This window comes from Methylosinus sp. Sm6 (assembly GCF_019802345.1).
Classification (GTDB): Bacteria; Pseudomonadota; Alphaproteobacteria; order Rhizobiales; family Beijerinckiaceae; genus Methylosinus.
Window position 1 is genome coordinate 78,654 of sequence record NZ_JAINDZ010000013.1, and the last position, 25,065, is coordinate 103,718.

Below are 25,065 nucleotides of genomic sequence, written 5' to 3' on the forward strand. Positions count from 1 at the left end.
TGCTGCGATCAGATCTGCGGACGAAAATCCTCCGCGCCCCAATGCAGCAGGCGCCGCGCCTGCTCGGGGCCGCGCGCCTCGCCGCAGAGGCCATAATGCAGCGCCAGCCGTTCGAGCGCGATTTTGAGAACGACCTTTGCCGAGCGATGCGGCCAGCCCCGCTCGCTCTCGACGAGCTCGAGCCCCTTCAGATAGCCGCAGACATCGAGGAGCAGGCCGGCGAGATCGGGACCGACCGCGTCGAAAGCGCGCGCGAGGCGGCGACGCGCGTCCAACGCCACGTCCGCCACGGGCGCGCCGCCGCCGCCACGGCCGCGGGCGGCGGGCGCCTCCCAATTGGCGGTCACCCGCTGCAGGAGCTGCGCCTGCGTCACATCGCGGCGAAAGCGCTCGCCCGCCTCCACCTGCTCCGGCGCGACAAACGGCCGGCCGTCGCGACCCTTGCGCCGAGCGAGCCAGGCGAGCGGGCTCTCGCCCTCATTGACCAGCGCCAGCGCCGCGCCCTGCTCGATGCGCTGCCGCGCCAGCGGCGAGTGCTGGGCGCGCAACGGATCGACCTCCGCCGGCGCGGCGTCGCGGCGAAGAGCGGCGCGCCCTTCCGGGGCGATCGCGAGACGGCGCGCCTCGCCCTCCCCTTCCCACCGCGCGAGACCCTGCGCCACGGCGGAATCGGCCGCGCCCAAGGGCAGGCTGGCGCGCACGACCGTGACGCCCTTGCGCGGCGCCACGACGACGATGGCGCTCTCGTCGATCTGGCCGCGCAGCGCGCGCGCGCCGGGCTCGTCGAGCGCTTCGAGCAGGCGTCGAGTGACACGGTCGAGAGTGTTCGAAGCAAATCGCTGTCGCTGGGTCATGAATCGTCTCCGATCGCTGGAGTGGCCGAAAAAGATTGGAATAGCGCGACAAGCTCGCGCTGCGCGGCGAGGCCCGCCTCGAGGGCGGCGACGGCCCGGTCGAAGCGCGGATCGTCGCGACGGTCCTCGATCGTGGCGCAGGCATGGCGCACGCTGGCGCGATCGCGGTGAAACGCGCGTGCGCAAGCCGAGAGGCTCGCGCCGAAGACGACATGATGAAGATAGACGGCGAGCTGCCGCGTCGCGGAGACGGGCGCCCGGCCGCGGCGCGCGGACGCCACCGCACCCGGATCGACGCCGCGCGCGGAGGCCGAGGCGGCGACGCAAAGGGCTGAAACAGCGCTACAAAATCTAGAATCGTCACACATGAGGGTCATCGACGAAAGCGGCGCTCGGCCGAGGAGCGCCGACGATATGTCAGACTAAAATCCTATTCAAGAGACAAAATACTTATCCCCAGAGCGCCGCGCCGCGGCGATGCTGCGGCGTCTGGAGGCCGCTCATGCCGCATTCGCCCAATTCGTCGTCATCCCCTTCGCGCCGCAGCGATCGCCTGCTGCAGGGCGCGCGCGCCGCGCTGAGCTCCACGCTCAACTCTGCGCTCGCCGCCTATGACCGCCGCAATTTTCTTCGTTGCTTCCATCGCTTGTCCGGCGAGACGATCGCCGCCGAAACACCCGAGGCGTGCCGCCTCGTGCTGCACGAGATCGAGCGCGCGCTGCGCGGCGAACGCGCCCGCGCCGGCCATTGGACGTATGATCTCGACCGCCACATCGGGCTCGTCGTCGCCTATCGCGCCGAGCAGGCGCGCGCCGAGCGCATCGCGAGACATGCGCGCCGGCGAAGACCGTAGCGCGCCGCTCTTTGTGACGCCGCGCGAATGGTCTACATAGGACGAGCGGTAAAGACGCGCCGTCCGATCCTCGTCATTTGTCGTAAAGGGCGTATCGAAGACCGATGATGCTGATCGAACGATTGCTCGCTCTGGCGACCGGCGCGATCGTCGCGATTTGTCTCGGCGTTGGACTGGTGATGATGGCGTTCGGCCCCGGCCGGAAGGACTCGGCCGATCCGCCGCATGCGCGCTTCCTGGAGGCGTCGCCGACCATCGATCGCGCGGCCGCGCGGTCGCAGATCGAGAAAGTGATCGCCGGCGCGCCGGAATACCGGCCGTTCTTCGATCGGCTCCGCTCGGCTTTCCCAGGCGATTACGATTCGACGCTCGACGCCTTCGCGACCGGCGGCGCCGGCGCCGACAGCGTCGACTTCTATCTCGCCGAGGCGGTTCGCCGGCTGCGGCAGGCGCGCGGCATCCTCGCGGCGCGGGCCGAGCCCGCCGCGCTCGCGCGCGTGTTCGACCTCAATCTCGCCGTGCTGCGCGCCCTCGCCGGCGAGGACAAGCGTCTGTGCGCCGCTTTCCTCTATGGCGGAGTCGATCACGATTTTCACAATTTTGCCGCGCGTCGACGCGCCTTGGTGGGCGAGATGGCGACGGTCGGCCTCGAGGCGATCGCGAGCGGCCGCACGCGCAATGAGGAGCGCGCCGCGCCGAGCGACGAGGATTTTCACGCGCTGGAGACGGCGCTGATCGCGCGCGGGCTCGGCAAGGCGGAGATCGGCTCGCTGCTCGACGGCAAGACGCCCGACCCGCCTTTCGACGACGAGAAGACCTGCGCGATGGGCCAGACCTATCTCGAAGCGCTGCGCGGCCTGGAGGAGCCGGTGCGGCTGCGCATTTGGGGGCTCGCCGTGGAGCTGATGGCGCGCTCCTGATCCTCGACCGCGTCGCACAGGGACGGACGGCGCCACAGGCCGTAGCGCCAGGGGGCAAATGCGCGCGCGTCCTCGGCCAGACGCTCGGGGACCGGATCATACCCATCGCCGCCGCCCGGCCGGCACCGGCAGACGCGCGCGAGCCCCATCCAGCCGCCCGCCCAGAGGCCGTGCCGACGGATCGCCTCGTCGGCATATTCGGAGCACGTCGGCAGATAGCGGCAGTCTCGCCCGACGAAGGCGGAGAGAGTCAGCCGATAGAGGAGAATCAGCGCGCGTGCCAACGTGGCGAGTGGCGGTCGGAACATCACATCGAGCTCCCGGTGTGGTCGACGACGACAAAAAAGCCGCCCATCGCTGGGCGGCTTCGTTTTTTTGGTCCCCGTCCCTCACTCCGCCGCCGCGGGCGGAAGCTGCGGGGCCGGCCGCGCGTCGGCCTCCGCCTGGCGCTGGGTGAGGATGAGATCGTCGCGGCCGGTGGCGATGCCGCGGAACTTCGCCATCGCCGCGCCGGTGCCGGCCGGAATGAGCCGGCCGACGATCACATTCTCCTTGAGGCCGACCAGCGGATCGACCTTGCCATTGACCGCCGCCTCGGTCAGCACCCGCGTCGTCTCCTGGAACGAGGCCGCCGAGAAGAAGGAGCGCGTCTGCAGCGAGGCCTTGGTGATGCCGAGCAGCACCGGCGTGCCGGTCGCGGGCTTCTTGCCCTCTTCCAGCGCCTTGGCGTTCGCCTCCTCGAGCTCGGTGTGATCCACCTGCTCGCCGTCGAGGAAGCCGGTGTCGCCGGGATCGACGATGTCGACCTTCTGCAGCATCTGACGGACAATCACCTCTATGTGCTTGTCGTTGATGTTGACGCCCTGCAGCCGGTAGACCTCCTGGATCTCGTTGACGAGATAAGCGGCGAGCTCCTCGACGCCCTTGATGGCCAGAATGTCGTGCGGCGCCGGATTGCCGTCGACGATGTAGTCGCCCTTCTCCACCACGTCGCCATCCTGGAGATGGATGTGCTTGCCCTTGGGGATCAGATATTCGACCGGCTCCGCGCCCTCCTCGTGCGGGACGATGGAGAGGCGCTGCTTGTTCTTGTAGTCGCGGCCGAATTGCACCGTGCCGGAGATCTCCGCGATGATCGCGTGATCCTTCGGACGGCGCGCCTCGAACAGCTCGGCGACGCGCGGCAGACCGCCGGTGATGTCGCGCGTCTTGGCGCTCTCCACCGAGATACGTGCGACGATGTCGCCGGCCTTGATCGTCGAGCCGGGCTCCACCGCGATGATCGAATCCACCGGCAGAGTGTAGCGGGCGTCGCCGCCGCGCTGGAGCTTGGCGACCTTGCCGTCCGCCGTCTTGATGACGATCGACGGCTTCAAGGTCGCGGAACGCAGGTTGAGACGATAGTCCATCACCATGCGCTTGGTGATGCCGGTCGATTCGTCGGCCGTCTCGGCCATCGACTGGCCTTCGACGAGATCCTCGAAGCCCACGACGCCGTCGACCTCGCTGAGGATCGGCCGCGTGTAGGGGTCCCATTCGGCCATGCGCTGGCCGCGCTTGATCTTGTCGCCGTCGTCGACCTTGAGCCGCGCGCCATATTGCACGCGGTTCACCGCGCGCTCGACGCCGTCCGGCCCGACGATGACGACCGCGACATTGCGCGCCATCACCATCAGATCGCCGTCCGAGTTGCGCGCCAAATGGCGGTTGCGGATATGAACCGTGCCTTCGAAGTTCGACTCCATGAAGGACTGATCCGCGATCGTCGCCGCGCCGCCGATGTGGAAGGTGCGCATGGTGAGCTGCGTGCCCGGCTCGCCGATCGACTGCGCCGCGATGACGCCGACCGCCTCGCCCATGTTGACGGGCGTGCCGCGCGCGAGATCGCGCCCGTAGCACTTGGCGCAGACGCCGTTCTTGGCCTCGCAGGTCAGCACCGAGCGGATCTTCACCTCCTGAATGCCGGCGGCGTTGATGCGCTCGATATGCCACTCCTCGATCATCTCGCCGATCGGAACGATCACATTGCCGTCCGGATCGCGCAGCTCCTCCGCCGTCGTGCGGCCGAGAATGCGCGAGGCGAGCGTCGCGACGATCTGGCCGGCGTCGATGATCGCCCGCATGCGGATGCCCTTCTCGGAGCCGCAGTCGACCGTGGTGATGATCGAATCCTGCGCGACGTCGACGAGACGGCGCGTCAGATAGCCCGAGTTGGCGGTCTTCAACGCGGTGTCCGACAGGCCCTTGCGGGAGCCGTGCGTCGAGTTGAAGTATTCGAGAACCGTGAGGCCCTCTTTGAAGTTCGAGATGATCGGGCTCTCGATGATCTCGCCCGAGGGCTTGGCCATCAGGCCGCGCATCGCCGCGAGCTGCTTCATCTGCGCCGGCGAGCCGCGCGCGCCCGAGTGCGACATCATGTAGATCGAGTTGATCGGCATGTCGCGGCCATGCTCGTCCTTGTGCACCGACGAGATGCGAATCATCATCTCCTCGGCGAGCTTATCCGTGCACTTGGCCCAGGCGTCGACGACCTTGTTGTATTTCTCGCCCTGAGTGATGAGGCCGTCATTGTATTGCTGCTCATATTCCTTGGTCGCGGCGCGCGTCTCGGCGACGATGCGCTCCTTCGTCTCCGGCACGACCATGTCGTCCTTGCCGAAGGAGATGCCGGCCTTGAACGCCTCGCGGAAGCCGAGCGACATGATGCGGTCGCAGAAGATCACCGTCTCCTTCTGACCGCAGTTGCGGTAGACGGTGTCGATCATGTTGGAGATCTCCTTCTTCGTCATCAGCTTATTGGCTGCGTCGAAGGGGATCTTGCGATGGTTCTTCGGCAGCAGCTGCCCGAGGATCAGGCGGCCCGGCGTCGTGTCGAAAATCTTCGACACGCGCTCGCCGTTTTCGTTATACGTCCAGGCTCTGCCTTTGATCTTGGTGTGCAGCGTGATCGCCTTGGCGGCGATCGCATGCTCGATCTCGCCCATGTCGGCGAAGGCCATGCCCTGCCCCGGCTCGCCGTCACGCTCCAGCGTCAGATAATAGAGGCCGAGAACGATATCTTGGCTCGGCACGATGATCGGCTGACCATTGGCAGGATGCAGGATGTTGTTGGTCGACATCATCAGGACGCGCGCTTCCAGCTGCGCCTCCAGCGACAGCGGGACGTGCACGGCCATCTGGTCGCCGTCGAAATCGGCGTTGAAGGCCGCGCAGACGAGCGGATGCAGCTGGATCGCCTTGCCTTCGATCAGCACCGGCTCGAAGGCCTGAATGCCGAGACGGTGCAGCGTCGGCGCGCGATTGAGCAGAACCGGATGCTCGCGGATCACCTCGTCGAGGATGTCCCAAACCTCCGGCTTCTCTTTCTCGACGAGCTTCTTGGCCTGCTTCACCGTGGCCGAATGGCCCTTCGCGTCGAGACGCGAATAGATGAAGGGCTTGAACAGCTCCAGCGCCATCTTCTTCGGCAGGCCGCATTGATGCAGCTTCATCTCCGGGCCGACGACGATGACCGAACGGCCCGAATAATCGACTCGCTTGCCGAGCAGGTTCTGGCGGAAGCGGCCCTGCTTGCCCTTCAGCATGTCGGCGAGCGACTTCAGCGGGCGCTTGTTGGCGCCGGTGATGACGCGGCCGCGGCGGCCATTGTCGAACAGCGCGTCGACGGCCTCCTGCAGCATGCGCTTCTCGTTGCGGATGATGATGTCCGGCGCGCGCAGCTCGATCAGCCGCTTCAGGCGATTGTTGCGGTTGATGACGCGGCGATAGAGATCATTGAGGTCCGAGGTCGCGAAGCGGCCGCCGTCGAGCGGCACCAGCGGACGCAGGTCCGGCGGAATCACCGGGACCTCCTTCAGGATCATCCACTCCGGCTTGTTGCCGGACTGGATGAAGGCCTCGATGATCTTCAGGCGCTTGGCGAGCTTCTTGGGCTTCAGCTCGGTCGTCGCCTCGGCGATCTCCTGGCGCAGGCGCGCGGCGATGCCCTCGAGGTCCATCGACTCGAGCAGCTTGCGGATCGCCTCCGCGCCGATCATGGCGGTGAAATTGTCCTGCCCATATTCGTCCTGGGCGCGCAGATATTCGTCCTCGGTGAGGAGCTGGCGCTCCTTCAGAGGCGTGAGGCCCGGATCGATGGTGATGTAGGACTCGAAATAGAGGATGCGCTCGAGGTCCTTCAGCGTCATGTCGAGCAGAAGGCCGATGCGCGAGGGCAGCGACTTCAGGAACCAGATATGCGCGACGGGCGCGGCGAGCGAGATATGGCCCATGCGATCGCGGCGAACGCGCGCGAGCGTGACCTCGACGCCGCATTTCTCGCAGATGACGCCCTTGTATTTCATGCGCTTGTACTTGCCGCACAAGCACTCGTAGTCCTTGATCGGCCCGAAGATGCGCGCGCAGAACAGACCGTCCCGCTCCGGCTTGAAGGTGCGGTAGTTGATCGTCTCCGGCTTCTTGATCTCGCCGAATGACCAGGAGAGGATTTTTTCCGGGCTCGCGATCGAAATCTGAATCTGGTCGAACGCCTGCGGCTGGACGACCGGATTGAAGAGATTCATGACCTCTTGCTGATTCATGGTCTTCTCCTAGAGACGTAGGACGGAAAGCGCGGTCGGCTCCCGATATCTGTCCGTCACGTCTGTCATCTTGGTGCGCATCCCCTCTCCCGCTTGCGGGAGAGGGTGGCCCGGCGACAGCCGGGTCGGGTGAGGGCTCTCGGGCGTCTCGCGCTGCGCCGGCCCCTCATCCGACCCTCGCTTCGCGAGGGCCACCTTCTCCCGCGAGCGGGAGAAGGGAGCGAGCCGATCGATTCCGCTCACAGTTCGGTTATTCCGCGGCCTCCGCCGTCTCGGCCGCCGGCGGCTGCTCCTCCTCGCCGCCCTCTTCGGCGGTGGTCAGCTCGACATTGAGCGCGAGCGAGCGCATTTCCTTGATGAGCACGTTGAAGCTCTCGGGAATGCCCGACTCGAAGGTGTCGTCGCCGCGCACGATCGATTCATAGACCTTGGTGCGGCCGGCGACGTCGTCCGACTTCACGGTCAGCATCTCCTGCAGCGTGTAGGCCGCGCCATAGGCCTCGAGCGCCCACACCTCCATCTCGCCGAAGCGCTGCCCGCCGAACTGCGCCTTGCCGCCGAGCGGCTGCTGCGTCACCAGCGAATAGGGGCCGATCGAGCGGGCGTGGATCTTGTCGTCGACGAGATGGTGCAGCTTCAGCATATAGATGTAGCCGACCGTGACCTTGCGGTCGAAAGACTCGCCCGTGCGGCCGTCGAACAAGGTCACCTGCCCCGTCGGCGAGAGACCCGCTCGCGTCAGCATGTCGCAAATGTCCTTCTCGCGCGCGCCGTCGAAGACCGGCGTCGCGATCGGCACGCCGCGGCGCAGGTTCTTGCCGACCTCGAGCAGCGTCGGCTCGTCGAGCGCGTCGAGCGAGTCGTTCGGCCCGTAGATCTCGACGAGCTTCTCCTTCAACGGCGCCGGATTCCGGCTACGCATGTAGGCGTCCACCGCGGCGCTGACCTGCTTGCCGAGGCCGGCGCAGGCCCAGCCGAGATGCGTCTCGAGAATCTGGCCGACATTCATGCGGCTCGGCACGCCGAGCGGGTTCAGCACGATGTCGACGGGCGTTCCGTCCTCGAGGAAGGGCATGTCCTCCTGCGGCACGATGCGCGAGACCACGCCCTTGTTGCCATGGCGTCCGGCCATCTTGTCGCCGGGCTGGATCTTGCGCTTCACCGCGACGAAGACCTTGACCATCTTCATCACGCCGGGCGGCAGCTCGTCGCCGCGCTGCAGCTTCTCGACCTTGTCGAGGAAGCGGTTCTCGAGACCCTTCTTCGACTCGTCATATTGCTTGCGCACGGCCTCGATGCCGGCCATCAGATTGTCGTCCTCGACGACGAAGGTCCACCATTGCGAGCGCGGATATTCGTCGAGGATCGCCTGAGTGAGCGACTCGCCCTTCTTGAAGCTCTTCGGGCCGGCCACGGCGACCTTGCCGAGCAGCATTTCCTGAAGACGCGCATAGACGTTGCGGTCGAGAATGGCGAGCTCGTCGTCGCGGTCCTTGGCGAGACGCTCGATCTCCTCGCGCTCGATCGCCTGGGCGCGCTCGTCCTTCTCGACGCCGTGGCGGTTGAACACGCGCACTTCGACGATGGTGCCCTGCACGCCCGGCGGCACGCGCAGCGAGGTGTCGCGCACGTCGGAGGCCTTCTCGCCGAAGATGGCGCGCAGCAGCTTTTCCTCCGGCGTCATCGGGCTCTCGCCCTTCGGCGTGATCTTGCCGACGAGAATGTCGCCCGCCTGCACTTCCGCGCCGATATAGACGATGCCGGCCTCGTCGAGATTCTTCAGCGTCTCTTCCGAGACGTTGGGAATGTCGCGGGTGATCTCCTCCGGTCCGAGCTTGGTGTCGCGGGCCATCACCTCGAACTCGTCGATATGGATCGAGGTGAACACGTCCTCCTTCACGATGCGTTCGTTGAGGAGGATCGAGTCTTCGAAGTTGTAGCCGTTCCAGGGCATGAAGGCGACGAGCACATTGCGGCCGAGCGCCAGATCGCCCATGTCGGTCGACGGACCGTCGGCGATGATGTCGCCCTTGCGCACGAAGTCGCCGACCTTCACCAGCGGCTTCTGATTGATGCAGGTCGACTGGTTCGAGCGCTGGAACTTCATCAGCCGATAGATGTCGACGCCGGGCTTGGCCGGGTCCTGCTCCTCGGTCGCGCGGATGACGATACGGGTCGCGTCGATCTGATCGACGATTCCGGTGCGGCGCGCGGCAATGGCCGCGCCCGAGTCGGCGGCGACGATCGGCTCCATGCCGGTGCCGACGAAAGGCGCGTCGGCCTTCACCAGCGGCACCGCCTGGCGCTGCATGTTGGAGCCCATCAGCGCGCGGTTGGCGTCGTCGTTCTCGAGGAACGGGATGAGCGCCGCGGCCACCGAGACGAGCTGCTTGGGCGACACGTCCATGGCGTCGACGCGCTCGCGCGGGACGAGCACGACATCGCCGGCGTGACGGCAGAGCACCAGATCCTCGAGCAGATTGCCTTCCGCGTCGATCGGCGCATTGGCCTGCGCGACGTGATACTTCTGCTCCTCCATCGCCGACAGATAAGCGACCTCGTCGGTCACCTTGCCGTCGCGCACGCGCCGATACGGCCCCTCGATGAAGCCATATTTGTTGACACGCGCGAAGGTGGCGAGCGAGTTGATGAGGCCGATGTTCGGACCTTCCGGCGTCTCGATCGGGCAGATGCGGCCGTAATGGGTCGGATGCACGTCGCGCACCTCGAAGCCGGCGCGCTCGCGAGTCAGGCCGCCGGGACCCAGCGCCGAGAGGCGGCGTTTATGGGTGATCTCCGACAGCGGATTGGTCTGGTCCATGAACTGCGACAGCTGCGACGAGCCGAAGAACTCGCGCACCGCCGCCGCCGCCGGCTTGGCGTTGATGAGATCCTGCGGCATCACCGTGTCGATGTCGACCGAGGACATGCGCTCCTTGATCGCGCGCTCCATGCGCAGCAGGCCGAGGCGATACTGATTCTCCATCAGCTCGCCGACGCTGCGGACGCGGCGATTGCCGAGATGGTCGATATCGTCGATCTCGCCGCGGCCGTCGCGCAGATCGACGAGCGCGCGCACCACGGCGACAATGTCGTCCTTGCGCAGCACGCGCATCGTGTCGGGCGCGTCGAGATCGAGACGCATGTTCATCTTCACGCGGCCGACCGCGGAGAGGTCATAGCGCTCGGCGTCGAAGAACAGCGAATGGAACATCGCCTCGGCGGTGTCCATGGTCGGCGGCTCGCCCGGACGCATCACCCGGTAGATGTCGAACAGCGCGTCCTCGCGCGACGAGTTCTTGTCGATCGCCAGAGTGTTGCGAATGTAGGGGCCGATGTTGATGTGGTCGATATCGAGAATGGGCAGCTCGTCGAAGCCCTTCTCGACCAGCATCGGCAGCGTCTTCGCCGTGATCTCGTCGCCGGCCTCGGCGAAGATCTCGCCCGTCGACGGGTCGAAGAGATCCTGCGCGAGATATTGGCCGTAGAGATCCTCGGACTGCGCCTTGATCGCCTTCACGCCCTTCTCGGCGAGCTGGCGCGCGGCGCGCACGGTGAGCTTCTTGCCGGCCTCGAGCAGCACCTCGCCCGAATCCGCGTCGATGATGTCGTTGACCGCCTTCACGCCCTTCAGCCGGTCCGGATCGAAAGGCTGGCGCCAGCTGTCGCTCGCGGCTTTGTAGACGATCGTCTTGTAGAAGGTCGACAGGATCTCCTCGCCGTCCATGCCGAGCGCATAGAGCAGCGACGTCACCGGAATCTTGCGGCGGCGGTCGATGCGCGCATAGACGATGTCCTTGGCGTCGAACTCGATGTCGAGCCAGGAGCCGCGATAGGGAATGATGCGCGCCGCGAACAGCAGCTTGCCGGAGGAATGGCTCTTGCCCTTGTCGTGGTCGAAGAACACGCCCGGCGAGCGGTGCATCTGCGAGACGATGACGCGCTCGGTGCCGTTGACGATGAAGGTGCCGTTCGCCGTCATGAAGGGCATATCGCCCATATAGACGTCCTGCTCCTTGATGTCCTTGACGGACTTCGCCTGCGTGTCGGGATCGACATCGAACACGATGAGGCGCAGCGTCACCTTCAGCGGCGCGGCGAAGGTCATGCCGCGCTGGCGGCACTCGTCGACGTCATATTTCGGCGGCTCGAACTCGTAGCGGACGAATTCGAGCAGCGAGACCTGCGAGAAGTCGGAGATCGGGAAGACGGATTTGAACACCGACTGCAAGCCCTCGTCGGGACGGCCGCCCTGCGGCTCGTCGACGAGGAGAAACTGGTCATAGGAGGCCTTCTGCACTTCGATCAGATTGGGCATCTCCGCCGCTTCGCGGATATGTCCGAAGAATTTGCGGACACGCTTGCGACCGGAGAAAGTTCGCGCCGACGTCTGAGCCATGTCGCCTCTCGATTCCTCTTAGGTAAGCGAATAGCGAGTTGCGAATAGCGAATAGAAGAGCCCCTCTATTCGCTATTCGCCATTCGCCATTCGCTCCTGATCGTTCACGTCGAAAACCCTCTCCCGCGGCAGGCGGGAGAGGGACATCTCGTTCTTACTTGAGCTCGACCTTGGCGCCGACCTTCTCGAGAGTGGCCTTGATCTTCTCGGCCTCCTCCTTGGCGACGCCTTCCTTGACCGGCTTGGGCGCGCCCTCGACGAGGTCCTTGGCCTCCTTGAGGCCGAGGCCGGTGATCGCGCGGACCTCCTTGATGACCTCGATCTTCTTGTCGCCGGCGGCGGCCAGGATGACGTTGAACTCGGTCTTCTCCTCGACCGGCGCAGCGGCGGCGGCGCCGGCGCCCGGAGCCGCGGCGACCGCGACCGCCGCAGCGGCCGACACGCCCCACTTCTCCTCGAGCATCTTCGCCAGCTCGGCGGCCTCGAGCACGGTCAGAGCCGACAGGTCCTCGACGATCTTTTCCAGATTGGCCATGGTGTTCAGTCCTTCGAATTTGGTTGGATGGTTGGTGCGAGCCGCCTATCAGGCCGCATTCGCGTCTCTGTCGGCATAGGCCTTGACCACGCGCGCCAGCTTGCCGGCCGGAGCCGTCGTGAGCTGGGCCAGCTTCGTCGCGGGCGCCTGGATGAGGCCCACGAGCTTGCCGCGCAGCTCGTCGAGCGACGGCAGAGTCGCGAGCGACTTCACACCGTCCACGTCGAGCGCGGTGGCGCCGAGCGCGCCGCCGAGGATGACGAATTTGTCGTGATCCTTGGCGAAGGCCGCGGCGACCTTGGGCGCAGCCACCGGATCGTCCGAATAGGCGATCAGGGTCGGTCCCTTCAGAAGGGAGCCGATGGAGGCGACGCTCGTGCCGTCGAGAGCGATTTTGGCGAGGCGGTTCTTGGCGACCTGAACGGAAGCGCCAGATTCACGAGCCTGCTTGCGCAGCTTCTGCATCTGGGCGACGGTCAGGCCGGAGTAATGAGCCACGACGACGATCGGGGTCTTGGAGAAGACCTCGTTCAGCGCCGCCACGGCTTGCTTTTTCTCCGCTCTGTCCACGGTTGCTCTCTCCTCGAGCGGGACCGCAGGGCCCCGCCGGTTGCGAAAAGCCGCCCTCCCCGCGAGCGCTGAGAGAAACGGCCCCGTAGATCCTGTCCCCTCAGCGACGGCCGGGACGGGCCGCGCTTCGGATCAGAGGGGCGCCAACCAAATTCGAAAGACCGCGCGAAGGCCGCTTTGCAAAGCGGCTCGCCGGCCCTACAATTCCGGTCTTCCCCGTCTATGCAGGCCGCTCGCGCGTCGGACGGATCGCTCCGCCACGCCCGAGCCGATTGAGCTCTCCCCGGGGCGAAGCCCGAAGAGGAGCGCCGGCAGTCTCGGACAGGACATGGCCGGACGGGACGCGAGGAAATTTCCCCGGGTCCGCCGGCCTATCCACCGCCTCGCCTCCTCCCTGGACGGGAGATCGGTCCGGCGGAAGCTCTGTTTGAAAGCGGGGTCGCGAACGCTGGCCGACCCCGGAATGGCCTATTTAACGATCCCGGCGACCTTTGCCAAGGTGTTTTTCGCGAGATTGTTTTTCGCGAGATTTTCTCGCCCACGCAAGGCGAAGCGAAATCGTCCACGCCGCGCTCGCGCCTGTTCGCCTCACGGCCGCCGCTCGAGCGTGATCGTCGCCGTGCCGGTGTTGTCGGTGTAGAAGCCCTGCGGCGTCTGCCCCCACGGGAAGAATACGACGTCATTGACGAAAAGGAAAAGCTCGCCGGTCGCCTCGGCGACGAAGTCGGAGACCAGCGTCCGCCGCGGATAGACGGAGCGGCAAACGCCGCCGGAAAAGGTGAAGTCGCGCGTCTCCCAGGCCGCGCGCGCCGCCGCGATCTCGGCGCGCGGCAGCGGATCGCCGAGCTTCAGCCGTTCCCCGAGAGCCCGGCAGGCGGACGGATCCGGATCGCTCGAGCAAAAGGCCGCGTGCTCGGCGGTCGCGGCGAAATCGCGCGGCAGGCCGGTGCATTTCCCCTCGCGCGGCGACAGCGGCAGGTCGCGAGAGGCGGGGAGCAGCGGCCATTCCTCGGCGCCCCGCGCGCCGATGCGCGCGACCGGCTGATGCCAGGCCGCATCCGGCCAGCGCCGAAACACCGCGGCGAAAAGAAACGCCGCGCCGGGACTGTCGAAGCCTTCGACATCGGTCAGCATGGTCTGATCCAGCCAAGGGTCGTCGTGCGGGCCGATTTCGACGGAAAGCCGGTAGGCGGCGCCCCGCTCCACCGCCATGCCGCTCGCCCAGCAGGGATTATTGGTCGCGAAGCCATCCGGATGGGCCGCCGAATAGCCCGGCTTGCTCGCGGCTGCGCCGGCGCCGAGCCATTCCAGCCGCTCGGGCGGGCTCGCCCAGCAGACGAGGCCGGCGCCGACCAGCGCATTGAACCAGAGCCGGCTCGCCACGGCGAGCGCCGCGCCCAGGATCGCCACGGAAAACAGCGCCGGCGCCGCCCAGGCCTGCGCCTGCCGATGCAGAAAAGCCGCGAGCAGGCTTTTGCGCAACATGCGGACGAGCGCGTTGGTCCGCGCCTCGGGCGGCGGCGGAGCGCCCTGAACCCAGCCCCGCTGCGCGAGATCGTGGATCAGCTCCTCGAGCGCGCCCGCGCGTCGCCACAGCCAGACCAGCAGGACGGCCAGCGCGCCGCCGATCCAGGGATGCGTGAAAACCCCGCGGAGAAACGGCGCGAAATAAGAAGGCGTCACCGAGAGCAGCAGCTCCGCGACGCCTTTCAGCGCGCTGAGAACGCCGTCGCCGATCCGCCCCGCCAGCTCGAACGCGCCCGCCGGCGCGACGCCGCCCGCCGACAGGGAATCGGTGTCGATGTGGACCAGATTGCCCCAGAGATCGCCGGTCGCCGGCAATGACAACAGCGCGAGCAGAGTTGCGACCAGCGCGAAATAATTGACGCGCCGCCGCCAGATGTGATCGCGCGCGAGCTCGAGAGTCGCCTCCGCCGGCCCGAGCAGCGCGGCGACCGCCGCCTCCGCGCGCTCCTGCATGCGCGCGAGCAGCCCCGCTTCGATCGGCGGCTGCGACGGGGCCTCGGCGCGAAGCGTCTCCCAGCGCGTCTCGCCGCGCGCGAGCAGCGCGCGATCGGGAGCGAGAAACACGGCCTCCGCCGGCAGCACAACGGGAGCATAATTGCAGGACTGCTCCGCCATGCGCTCGGCGACCGAATGATGCACGATCGTGGGACCGAAATCCCAGCGCGGAGTCGGCGCCAGCGAGCGCGGATCATAGCGATAGAGCGACGCCAGGCCAGCGCGCGAATCGGCGAGCGGCGCGAAGGACGACGCCGTCGCGCGAAACGCGTCGAGCGCGCCGGGCGTCAGCGCCAGACCTTCGGCGCCCGCATGATCGCGCGCCAGTCGCTGCGCTTCCTCCAGCATCCACACGAGCGGCGTATGCGCGACGGAATCATCGGCATAGCCGCCGCCGATATTCGAATGCACGCCCGCGAACCACACTTCCTGTATCTCGGGATCGCCACCGCCACCTCTGCGCCCGCGCTGGTCGATGCGGATCGGATGGAAGGACGTGCGCTCGTCGTCCAGCGCGAGCGCGTGACGCATGTGGCGCGCAATGGGCGCGATGGCTCGATCATTGCCGAAGGAGATCGGAGCCACGAAAATATTGATCGCCTCGCGCAGCTCCTCGATCGGCACGCCATAGGCCTCGACCGTGTCGAACAGGCCGACGAAGGCGAATGTCATATTGTCGCCCTTCGGCGCGGCATTGCTTCTGCGCCCGAGCCGGCGCAGCCATATCCACACATTCTTCAGCCGGCTGTCGTCATTCTTCTGGTAGGAGCGCCACGCCGCCTTCGCATTGCGGCGCATGGTCGCCGAGGAGACCGCGACGCCATCGATCTCGTTCGGCTGAAGGCCCTCTCGATACACGAGATCGATCAGCACGCGGATCGTGAATGCGCCGCGGCTGAAGCCGAACAGGTAGACGTCATCGCCAGGGGCGTAGTTCCAGCTGAGGAAGCGATAGAGCTTCAACACATTGGCGGGCACGCCGATTCCCGTCGCGCCGTCGAGCATGGCCCAGGGCTTGAACTCGGAGGTGCCGACGCCGGGAATGTAATAAGCGATCTGATTTTGCGCGGTCGTGTCGAGCGCGCGATAGATGCGCCAGACATTCGACTCCTGCGTCGTCACCGAATTGCCCGTCCCGTCGGCGAACAGCAGGATTTTCTTTTTCTCGCGAATGGATTTGCGCATCATCGGCGACGTCCGCTGCAATATCGTTTTCCGTGTCCCGCGAAACATTGCGAGGAGGAAGGCGGCGATGGTCCACCCGCGCGCACGCTTTGGCAAGCCCAAACATTCGGCTTGCGATCATCGCGCGGCCGACTGCGCCGCAGCCGCGAGACGCGCGAGACGCGTTTCGTCCCATCCCGCGTTCAGAAGCGCTGCGCGCGCTTCCGCGGCGAGCCCGGCCTCGCCCGTCGCGCTCGCCGCTTCGAACGCGATGCGCGCGTCGGACGGCGCGCGCTGAATGCGCCAATTTTCTCGGGCGAGGCGCAGCGCTTTCGTCGGATCGCGCTGCAGAAAAAGCGCAAAGCGCGCCTCGTCGCCGAGGTGAAAGGACTCGCCGCGGCGCCGGCCGACCGAAAAACGCTCCGCGATCGCCGTCACATGCTCGGGAAGTCGATCTGCGCCGAGCCGGCGCTCGGCGAGCGCGAGCCTCAGCAGAGCCGCGTCATTGCGCGTCGCGTCGGCGAGCAGCGACGCGACGTCGGCGAAGCGCTCTTCATCCAACAGGAAATCGGCATAGGCGGAGATGAGATAGGCCGTCGGCTTCGCCGCTCGAAGAGCCTGCGTGAAATAGCGCTCGGCGCGCTGCGCTTCGCCGCGCCGCGCCGCGATCTCGGCGAGCAGCGTCGACGCCCAGCGACGTCGCTCCGGCGGCGCCGATGGGCGCTCCGCGATGATCCGCTCGAGCGCGTCCGCCGCCTCCCCCGACGCGCCGACGAGGCTCGCCACATCGCTGACGCAGCCGACGGCGAGCAGCGCATCCGCCGCTGCGACGACGGGCGCGCAGCTCGCCCGCGCATCGTCGAAGCGGCCTTGCAGCTTGGAGATGGCGGCGCGCATCAGCCATGCCTGCAGATTGCCGGGATCGGCCCGCGCGACCGCGTCGAGGTCGGCCATCGCGCCGTTGAAATCATGACGATTTTGCAAAATCGCCGCGCGCAGGAGCCGCGCCTCGGCCGGCGGCGCGGCGAGGCTCCACCAAGGCGCCAGCGCAGCGGCGGCATAGCCGAAATAGCGCGGGTCGGAGTCGTCTCCGCCGAGCCGCACATATTTGCGCGCGAGCCGCAGGGCTCGCGATAGATCGACCGATCGATCGCTCAGCTCCTCGCTCACTCGCGCAGCCGTGCGCGGCAGCCGCTCCAGCGGCTGATCGTCGTTCATCGGCGCAAATGGCGCGCTCGCGGCCCGGACGGCGATCAGAGCCGCGGCGATGAGACACCATGGCGCGATCACGATTCGCATGCGCCCGATCCTCCTGTCGCGCGCCCCCCGCGCGCATGACGAACGCGCGCTTCTTTCTCGCGCGTCTTTTTCGCGCATCGAGACATTTTCGCGCGTCGAGCCTTGCAAAAAATATGAGACGATCTTATCCTCCGCGCAATTGGTTGTTTATGACTCGACGATCGCCTCGTAGCATCCACGCCATTGTTTTCTTCTCGCGTCGAGGCGAGCACATCGTTTGATCGCGTGAGGTTATGATGACCGCTCGTATCTCGGCGAAGCCGTTGTTTATCGCATTCTGGCTGGCCTCGACGCTTCTCCTGCCCGCTGTGGCCCGCGCCTCCGATCACGCCGATCCCATGTGGCTCGCGGAAGACGAACAGGAGGCCAATATCACCGGCCTCTTCTTCTTTCCCGACGGCGACCGCTGGGTGGCGGTTCTCGACGTGCGCCGGTCGCTGATCGGTCCGCCGCCCTATAATCTCGAGCCCTTCGAATACAACATCCATCTGGACTTTCACACGAATCTCCGCTTCGACAATGCGGAGGACGTCGCGCGCTACGGCGGCACGATCGACACTCCGGACAAAATAGCGCCGGACGCCACGATCCGCATTCGTCTCAACAATGACGCCACGGTGAAGGAACAGTCCTTCGAGGGACTGACGGACGCCAAAGACATAAAAGTCTATGCCGGCGTGCGCGACGATCCCTTCATCTTTCCCAAATTCTTCAATGTGAACGTCATCACCATGGCGTTCAGCATTCCGAAATCCGCCTTTCCCGAGCACGCCCAGAGCTGGCTGCTATGGGCGACGAGCAAGCGCGTCGACGGCGGCGAGCAGATCGATCATGTCGGACGATCGAATCGCACGCAGCTCGGCCGCTTCGAAATATTGAACACGATTCCGCCGAGCCGGCATGTAGCCGAGATCAAGGAGAAAGCCGGATCGCGAAGCAGCGTTCAATCGTTTCTCGCGCGCTGGGCGCCGCCGCTCGCCAATCTCAACCAGCTGAGCGGATTTCTCATTCGCCATTACGACGCCGCGCCGGATGTGATGATCTTCACGCAGACGCGGCCGCCGGGCTTTCCCAACGGCCGCCGTCTCGAAGACGACGTCGCGCTGCTGACATGCGCGCAGGGCGATTGTCCGCTGCAGGAAAACGCTTTCATCGACACGACGCAATGGCCGCGCTCGACCGTCAACGACAAGCCATTGTCGAAGGAGTTTCCCTATCTGGCCGAGCCCTGGCCCCAAAAGCCGCAGCCAGAAGGCGCGCTTGGTCCTTATGTCTATCGTTTCTTCACACGTCCCATCGTGCAGATCGCGATCGGCGCTCTCCTGCTTCTCTTGGTGATCCGCGGCGCGATCCACTGGTTCGGACGTCGGGCGGCGCTGAAAGCTTAACGGATAAGCGCAGCGGAGACGCGAGGCGAGCCTTCGGCGCATTCCGCAGCGCCAAATGCGCCGCCGATCGACTCCGATCGTCGATAGGGACGCGACATGTCTGCATTCATCAATCGGGAGGATGTGATGCTCGGAAGATTGCTACGGGGCCTGACGCTCGGAGCGGCGATATTTTGCGCTAGCGGAGCGGCGACGGCGGCCGAGGACTGCGGGTCGGGGGCCGGCAACGTCAAGGACGAGCCGATGTGCGTCGGACGCACGGCCGAATCGCTGGCCGGCGCCGACGACGATTATTTCGCCGACATGGATTACGGCGCGACCAAGCGGCCCGAAGAGCTCGCCAAAGCGCTGGCGCCCTATCTGCCCGGGATCACGCCCGAGGAGGCGCGCAAGGCGGCGGTGGTCGGCCGCAACAATTGGGTCGTGTGGACGGCCGGCAACGACCGCCTTTGGAACATCATGAATCAGAAATCCTTCGGGCAGCTCGACTTTCTGAAGACGTTGTCGAGCCATCCGAGCCTCACCAAATTCAGCCGCGACAATCGTTGGAAATATTTGGGCCTCGTCAACGAGCCCTGCTTCGAGAAGCCGGCCGGCCCGCGCGAGGACCGTTTCGGACTCTGGCTCGACACGCGCGATCCGGGCTGCCCCGCCGACCCTTATGAGGACGAAGCGAAATATCCCGGCGTGAAGATCGGCGCGCGTGGGCGCAGCGAGAAATTTCCGGTCGGCTCCTATTACGGCTATGCAACCGGCATCGTCGGCCTGAGACTGTTCCCCAATCCGGATTTCGACGAGGACGCCGAGAAAAAATGGGATCCGGTCCGCTACTACAGCGATCCCTCCTACTACAACGACAAGAACCTCATTCGTCCCTATCGCGTCGGAATGTCTTGCGGCTTCTGCCATGTCGGCCCCAATCCGACCAATCCGCCGGCGGACCCCGAGCATCCGAAATGGGAGAATCTCAACTCCAACCCCGGCGCGCAATATTTCTGGTGGGACCGCATCTTCACCTATGCCGCCGATCCGAAGGATTTCGCCTGGCAATATTTCCACCTGTCGCGGCCGGGCGCGCTCGACACATCGCTGCTGTCGACCGACTACATCATGAACCCGCGCACGATGAACGCGATCTATCAGCTCGGTCCGCGACTCGAGCTCGGCCTGAAGCTCGGCCGCGAGACGCTGACGGGCGGGGAGCGGCTCAACAAGCAGTTCACCGAATATGTGCCCGCGCAGTCGCCGCTGACGCAATTCTTCAAGGCGCCCGATCAGGCGTTCACGCCGCACGTGCTCAAGGACGGATCGGACTCGGCAGGCGCGCTCGGCTCGTTCAACCGCGTCTATGTCAATATCGGCCTGTTCAGCGAGGAATGGCTCGAGCATTTCAATGCGATCGTCGGCGGCAAGCCGATCAGCGCCATTCCGATCGCCACGGGCCGCGCCAATTCCTCCTATTGGCAGGCCAATGAGGCGCAGACGCCGAATACGGCGCTGTTCTTCCTCGCCACCGCCAAGCCGGATTATCTGAGGAGCGCGCCCGGCGGCGACAAATATCTGACCTGGGACTCGGCGACGCTGGAGCGCGGCAAGGAGGTGTTCGGCGAGCGCTGCCTGCGCTGCCATTCGAGCAAGCTTCCGGAGAAAACCTTCGAATTCTTCCCGAAGGAGGGCTGCGTCGGCAAGGATTATCTCGCCTGCTGGAACAAATATTGGGCCTATAGCAAGACCGACGCGTTCAAGCAGGAGGCCAAGGCGATCGCCAAGAAAAGCGATTTCCTCACCGACAATTTCCTCTCCACGGATCTGCGCGTGCCGGTGACGCTGCTCGAGACCAACGCCTGCAGCCCGCTCGCGACGAACGCCATCAAGGACAATATCTGGAACGATTTTTCTTCCACCTCCTACAAGCGGCTGCCGTCGGTCGGCTCGATCACGGTGCATGATCCCTACACTGGCGCGCCGCGTCCTTATGAAATGCCCGGCGGCGGGCGCGGCTATACGCGTCCGGCCTCGCTCGTCAGCCTCTGGTCGACGGCGCCCTTCCTGCTCAACAACAGCCTCGGCGATTTCCAAGAGAGCCCGTCGGTGGAGAGCCGGATCAAATCCTTCGACAGCTCGATCGAGCAGCTGCTGTGGCCGGAAAAGCGCATCACCAAATATGAAACCTACGGTCAGCACGACATCGACTATGTGACGGCCTCGGGCAAGAAGCTGCGCGGCGCCGTCGATGTGACGACCGACACGAGCTATCTGCGCGTTCCCAAGGGCTTCCTGCCCGACCTGCTGAAGGCGGGCGTCGACGTCGGCGAGGATGTGAAATGGCTCGTGGACGCTCTGCGCCTCAGCCATTTCTTCGACGAGAACGGCGTCGCCATCGGACCCATCCCGAAAGGCACGCCGGTGGCGCTCATCGGCAATCTCGATCTCGACAAGCGCGAGAATCCGATCGAGGACCTTCTGCACAAGGCGAAAGTGCTGAAGCTTCTCGCCAAGCTCAAATTCGCGCTCAAATCGCTGCCGGCGAACGCCAGTGACGAAGAGGCGCGCAGAGCCTTCGCCGGCTCCTACGGCGACCTGCTCGAGCTCAACAAATGTCCGGACTTCATCGCCAACCGCGGACATTATTTCGGCACCGATTATCTCGCCGAGGAGCCGGGGCTGAGCGACGCCGACAAAAAGGCCCTGATCGCCTTCCTGAAGACAATGTGACGCGCCTTCGGTCCGGGCCGCCGCGGCGGTCCGGACCGTCCAGGGGAAACAAGGGGAACGATCATGAGCCTCAGCGACAAGGCGAGCTTCGAATATGTGGTGGTCGGCTCGGGCGCCGGCGGCGGCACGGTGGCGGCGCGGCTCGCGGAGGCCGGGTGCAGGGTGCTGGTGCTCGAAGCGGGCGGCGATCCGCGAACGCTTTCGGGAGGCGATGCGGCCTATCCCGACGAACAGCGGCTTCCCGACGATTATCGCGTGCCCGTGTTCCACGCCTGCTCGACCGAAAATCAGGCGATGCAATGGGATTTCTTCGTGCGTCATTACGGCGACGACCAGCTGCAGAAAAGGGATGTGAAATACCGCGAGTTCTATCGTGGCGAGCGTGTCGACGGCGTGCTCTATCCGCGCGCCGGCTGTCTCGGCGGCTGCACGGCGCATAATGCGATGATCATGGTTTATCCCCACAATGCGGATTGGGACCATATCGCCGAGCTCACCGGCGACGCGTCTTGGCGCGCCGACAATATGCGCCGCTATTTCGAACGGCTGGAGAATTGCCATCATCGCTTTTTCTTTCGCCTGCTCGCCAAGCTCGGCCTCAATCCGACGCGCCACGGATGGAAGGGGTGGCTGCACACCGAAAAAAATGTTCCGGCTGCGGCGCTCGACGATTTCGACCTCGTCGGCGCGTTGACCGGGTCCATCCTGAAAGCGATCGGCGATTCTCCCTCGCTCCTCCGTCGGCTTGCATGGTGGCTGCTCGGCAAGGGCGATCCCAATGATTGGCGACTCGTGCGGGACAATGCGTTCGGACTGCATTATCCGCCGCTCAACACGCGCAAGCACGAGCGCATGGGCACGCGCGAGCGGCTGATCGAGACCGCCGAGAAATATCCCGACAATCTCACCATAGAGCTCGACGCTCTGGCGACGCGCGTGCTGTTCGACGACGACAATCGCGCGATCGGCGTCGAATATCGCAAGGGTCGCAAGCTCTATCAGGCGCATTTCGATCCGAGCGGCGAGACGGGCGAGACGCGCGCCGTCTATGCGACGCGCGAGGTGATCCTCGCCGGCGGCGCCTTCAACACGCCGCAGCTTCTGATGCTGTCCGGCGTCGGCGCCAAGGAGGAGCTGGAGCCTCTCGGCATCGCGACGCGCATCGATCTTCCGGGCGTCGGCAAGAATCTCCAGGACCGCTATGAAGTCGGGGTCGTCAACCGGGTCAAGAAGGATTGGGGCATATTGAAGGGCGCGAAATATAAGAGCACCGATTCTCAATATGCCGATTGGCTGCGCACCAAGAACGACTATACAGGTTCCGTCTATGGCACCAATGGCGCGGTGCTCGCCGCGATCCGCCGCTCGGCGAGGGAGCGGCCTCTGCCCGATCTCTTCTGCTTCGCCGTGCTCGCCGATTTCCGCGGCTATTATCCGGGCTATTCGCGGCCGATCGTCGAGAAGCTCAACTATCTCACCTGGGCGGTGCTGAAGGCGCACACCAACAACCGCGCCGGCCATGTGAAGCTGAAGTCGACGAATCCTCTCGAGCGTCCCGAAATCAATTTCCGCTATTTCAGCGAGGGCACGCCCGACCACGATCAGGATCTCGATTCGGTGATCGACGGCGTGAAATTCGTGCGCGATCTCACGCGCCCGCTCATCGAGACCGGCATCATCGAAGAGGAAGAATCGCCCGGCGCCGACAAGACGAGCGACGAACAGCTGCGCGATTTCGTGCGCTACCAGTCCTGGGGCCATCACGCCTCCTGCACCTGCGCGATCGGTCCGGATGGCGCAGGCGACGCGGTTCTCGATTCGCGCTTCAGGGTGCGCGGCGCAAAGGGGCTGCGCGTCGTCGACGCATCGGTGTTTCCGCGCATACCGGGCTTCTTCATCGTCAGCGCGATCTATATGATCGGCGAGAAGGCCGCCGACGCCATTCTCGCCGATCGCAGGACCGAACCCGACATGGCTCGAGCGGCGGAATAGGCGTCTTGCGCCCGGGCTCGCGAATTCCGCTCGTCATAGTCGTCGCCGCGGTGTTTGCGACGCCCGCGCATGCGCATGCGGAATTCGCGGCGCTCGGCGGATTCTGGTCGGGAGTCGTTCATTTCCTGACCGGCTTCGAGCGCCCGTCGCTCGTCGTCGCGCTCGCGATCTGGGCGGGCGCTCAGACGCAGCGCGCCGATGCGGCCCTCGTCGCCGTCGTCGCTCTCGGCGCCTTCGCCTCTGCGCTGGCGATGGGACAGAGAGGCGAAGACGCTCATTCGGCTTTTGCGCCGGCGGTCGTCGCTCTCGCATTGGTCGGCGGCGCCGGGGCCGTCGGCGTTCGCGCCGACGCGCGCACCTTGCTGCTGGCCGCCGCCGGCTGCGGCGCGCTCGCGGGCGCCGTCGGCGTCGCGGAAGAAACCATATCCGATCGCGCGCTCGCTGCGATCGGCGTGTCGCTCGCGGCCGCGGCGGCGGCGGCCTATGGGTTGGTCGCCGCCTCCTTCGTCGCGCCCTGGCGCCATGCGCGTGTCGGCCTCAGGCTGTGCGCCGCAGCCGGCGCAATCGCCGCCGCCTTCTGCGCTCTCGGGCATTCGTCGATTTGCGCAAGCGGCTGATGCTTCGCCTTCTCGTGAGGCTGCTCGCCCTCGCGCCGGCGCTGCTCGCGCATGATGCGCGCGCGCATCTCTCCTCCGACAGCTATCTCCATATCGACGTCGATGCGCGGGGCCTGCGCGGGCAATGGGACATCGCCCTGCGCGATCTCGACGCCGCCGTCGGACTCGACGCGCCGGAAGACGGCGTCGTGACCTGGGGACGGCTGAAAGCGCGGCGCGACGCGATCGAAGCCTATGCCTATGCGCGGCTCGCAATCGACGGCTGCGCGCTGCAGCCGCTGGACCTGCTCGTCGATTACCACGCCGGCGCCGCCTATGCCGTCTTGCGCTTTTCCGCCGAGTGCGGCGCGACGCGCTCGCGGCGCCTTCACTATCGTCTTCTCTTCGACATCGATCCCACGCATCGCGGCCTCCTCACCATCACGACGCCCGCGAGCGAGCGATCGGAAATTCTCTCGCCGGACGGCGCCGACAGCGCGCTCGATGATTTGAGCTCCGATCAGTCCGGCTCCGTTCTCGGCTTCGTTCGCTTCGGCGTCGGGCATATCCTGCTCGGTCATGATCATCTGCTGTTCGTCGCCGTTCTCATGATCTTCGCCGCCTTTCGGCGTGGCGAGGACGGCCGCTGGAAGCCGCTCGACGGCTTCGGCGAGTCCGCGCTGCAGACAGTGACGATTCTGACCGCCTTCACGGCGGCGCACGCGGTCACGCTCTCCCTCTCGGCGTTTCGCCTCGTCGACGCGCCCGCACGCCTCGTCGAGCCGGCGGTGGCGGCGACCATCATGGCGGCGGCGATCGATAATCTCCGCCCTATTCTGCCGCGTGCGCGCTGGATCGTAGCCTTCGGCTTCGGCCTCGTGCATGGGCTCGCCTTCGCGACGGCGCTCGGTCCCATGGGACTCTCCACTTCCGGGACGCTGCTGGCGCTCGCCGGCTTCAACGGCGGCGTCGAGCTGGGACAAATCGCGGCCGCGTCATTGCTTCTGCCGATCGTGTTCGCTGCGCGTCGCAATCTTCTTTATGTCCGCATGATCGCCCCGGCGCTCACATTCGTCGCATTCGTCGTCGCGCTCGCATGGTTCGTTGACCGTGTCGGAACGCTGCGATAATCTTTAGACCACTGCGCACTTGCGATCGAACAGAAAAAACATTCGTGT

At 65.6% G+C, this 25,065-nt stretch carries 16 protein-coding genes; 7 read left to right on the forward strand and 9 right to left on the reverse strand.

The window, feature by feature from the left end:
- Positions 1 to 8: 8 nt before the first annotated feature.
- Positions 9 to 854, reverse strand: a complete 846-nt coding sequence (locus tag K3F48_RS10840; RefSeq protein WP_222575454.1) for a DUF6456 domain-containing protein — start codon at positions 852 to 854, stop codon at positions 9 to 11.
- Entirely contained in the window at positions 851 to 1,222 is a 372-nt protein-coding gene (locus tag K3F48_RS10845) for a helix-turn-helix domain-containing protein (protein ID WP_222575455.1), read from the reverse strand. Before K3F48_RS10845 ends, K3F48_RS10840 begins: the two co-directional genes overlap by 4 nt.
- 134 nt (positions 1,223 to 1,356) lie before the next feature.
- On the opposite strand from K3F48_RS10845, the gene K3F48_RS10850 reads away from it, so the two are divergent.
- The gene (locus tag K3F48_RS10850; RefSeq protein ID WP_222575456.1) at positions 1,357 to 1,707 is read left to right on the forward strand and encodes a hypothetical protein; all 351 of its coding nucleotides are present in this window, start codon (positions 1,357 to 1,359) and stop codon (positions 1,705 to 1,707) included.
- A gap of 104 nt (positions 1,708 to 1,811) precedes the next feature.
- Positions 1,812 to 2,627, forward strand: coding sequence for a hypothetical protein (locus tag K3F48_RS10855; protein ID WP_255608844.1), 816 nt, complete (start codon positions 1,812 to 1,814; stop codon positions 2,625 to 2,627).
- On the opposite strand, the gene yidD is transcribed toward K3F48_RS10855, so the two are convergent.
- From yidD to K3F48_RS10890, 7 genes are all read right to left on the reverse strand, one after another.
- On the reverse strand, positions 2,543 to 2,935 hold the full coding sequence (yidD, locus tag K3F48_RS10860) for a membrane protein insertion efficiency factor YidD (RefSeq protein WP_222575457.1): 393 nt from the start codon (positions 2,933 to 2,935) through the stop codon (positions 2,543 to 2,545). The genes K3F48_RS10855 and yidD overlap by 85 nt on opposite strands.
- An 81-nt stretch (positions 2,936 to 3,016) precedes the next feature.
- Positions 3,017 to 7,207, reverse strand: coding sequence for a DNA-directed RNA polymerase subunit beta' (gene rpoC / locus K3F48_RS10865; RefSeq protein WP_222575458.1), 4,191 nt, complete (start codon positions 7,205 to 7,207; stop codon positions 3,017 to 3,019).
- Positions 7,208 to 7,457: 250 nt separating this feature from the next.
- The gene (gene rpoB / locus K3F48_RS10870; RefSeq protein WP_222575459.1) at positions 7,458 to 11,606 is read right to left on the reverse strand and encodes a DNA-directed RNA polymerase subunit beta; all 4,149 of its coding nucleotides are present in this window, start codon (positions 11,604 to 11,606) and stop codon (positions 7,458 to 7,460) included.
- 154 nt (positions 11,607 to 11,760) lie between these two features.
- Positions 11,761 to 12,141: a 50S ribosomal protein L7/L12 gene (rplL, locus tag K3F48_RS10875; protein WP_222575460.1), complete on the reverse strand. Its 381-nt coding sequence runs from the start codon at positions 12,139 to 12,141 to the stop codon at positions 11,761 to 11,763.
- Between the two features lie 48 nt (positions 12,142 to 12,189).
- The gene (gene rplJ / locus K3F48_RS10880) at positions 12,190 to 12,711 is read right to left on the reverse strand and encodes a 50S ribosomal protein L10 (RefSeq protein WP_222575461.1); all 522 of its coding nucleotides are present in this window, start codon (positions 12,709 to 12,711) and stop codon (positions 12,190 to 12,192) included.
- A gap of 588 nt (positions 12,712 to 13,299) precedes the next feature.
- A complete protein-coding gene (locus K3F48_RS10885; RefSeq protein ID WP_222575462.1) occupies positions 13,300 to 15,921 on the reverse strand; it encodes a DUF2235 domain-containing protein in 2,622 nt (873 codons plus the stop codon).
- A gap of 114 nt (positions 15,922 to 16,035) precedes the next feature.
- On the reverse strand, positions 16,036 to 17,196 hold the full coding sequence (locus K3F48_RS10890; RefSeq protein WP_222575463.1) for a lipopolysaccharide assembly protein LapB: 1,161 nt from the start codon (positions 17,194 to 17,196) through the stop codon (positions 16,036 to 16,038).
- A 263-nt stretch (positions 17,197 to 17,459) separates the two neighbouring features.
- Between K3F48_RS10890 and K3F48_RS10895 the strand changes: the two genes are divergently transcribed.
- The 5 genes from K3F48_RS10895 to K3F48_RS10915 all read left to right on the forward strand — a co-directional run bounded on the left by K3F48_RS10895 (position 17,460) and on the right by K3F48_RS10915 (position 25,017).
- A complete protein-coding gene (locus K3F48_RS10895; protein WP_255608845.1) occupies positions 17,460 to 18,584 on the forward strand; it encodes a DUF4331 domain-containing protein in 1,125 nt (374 codons plus the stop codon).
- 96 nt (positions 18,585 to 18,680) lie between these two features.
- Positions 18,681 to 21,299, forward strand: coding sequence for a hypothetical protein (locus tag K3F48_RS10900; RefSeq protein ID WP_255608846.1), 2,619 nt, complete (start codon positions 18,681 to 18,683; stop codon positions 21,297 to 21,299).
- Between the two features lie 63 nt (positions 21,300 to 21,362).
- Positions 21,363 to 23,291, forward strand: coding sequence for a GMC family oxidoreductase (locus K3F48_RS10905; RefSeq protein WP_222575464.1), 1,929 nt, complete (start codon positions 21,363 to 21,365; stop codon positions 23,289 to 23,291).
- Between the two features lie 5 nt (positions 23,292 to 23,296).
- Positions 23,297 to 23,908, forward strand: a complete 612-nt coding sequence (locus tag K3F48_RS10910) for a hypothetical protein (protein WP_222575465.1) — start codon at positions 23,297 to 23,299, stop codon at positions 23,906 to 23,908.
- Entirely contained in the window at positions 23,908 to 25,017 is a 1,110-nt protein-coding gene (locus tag K3F48_RS10915) for a HupE/UreJ family protein (RefSeq protein ID WP_222575466.1), read from the forward strand. The genes K3F48_RS10910 and K3F48_RS10915 overlap by 1 nt, the downstream gene beginning before the upstream one ends.
- The last annotated feature ends 48 nt before the right edge of the window (positions 25,018 to 25,065 follow it).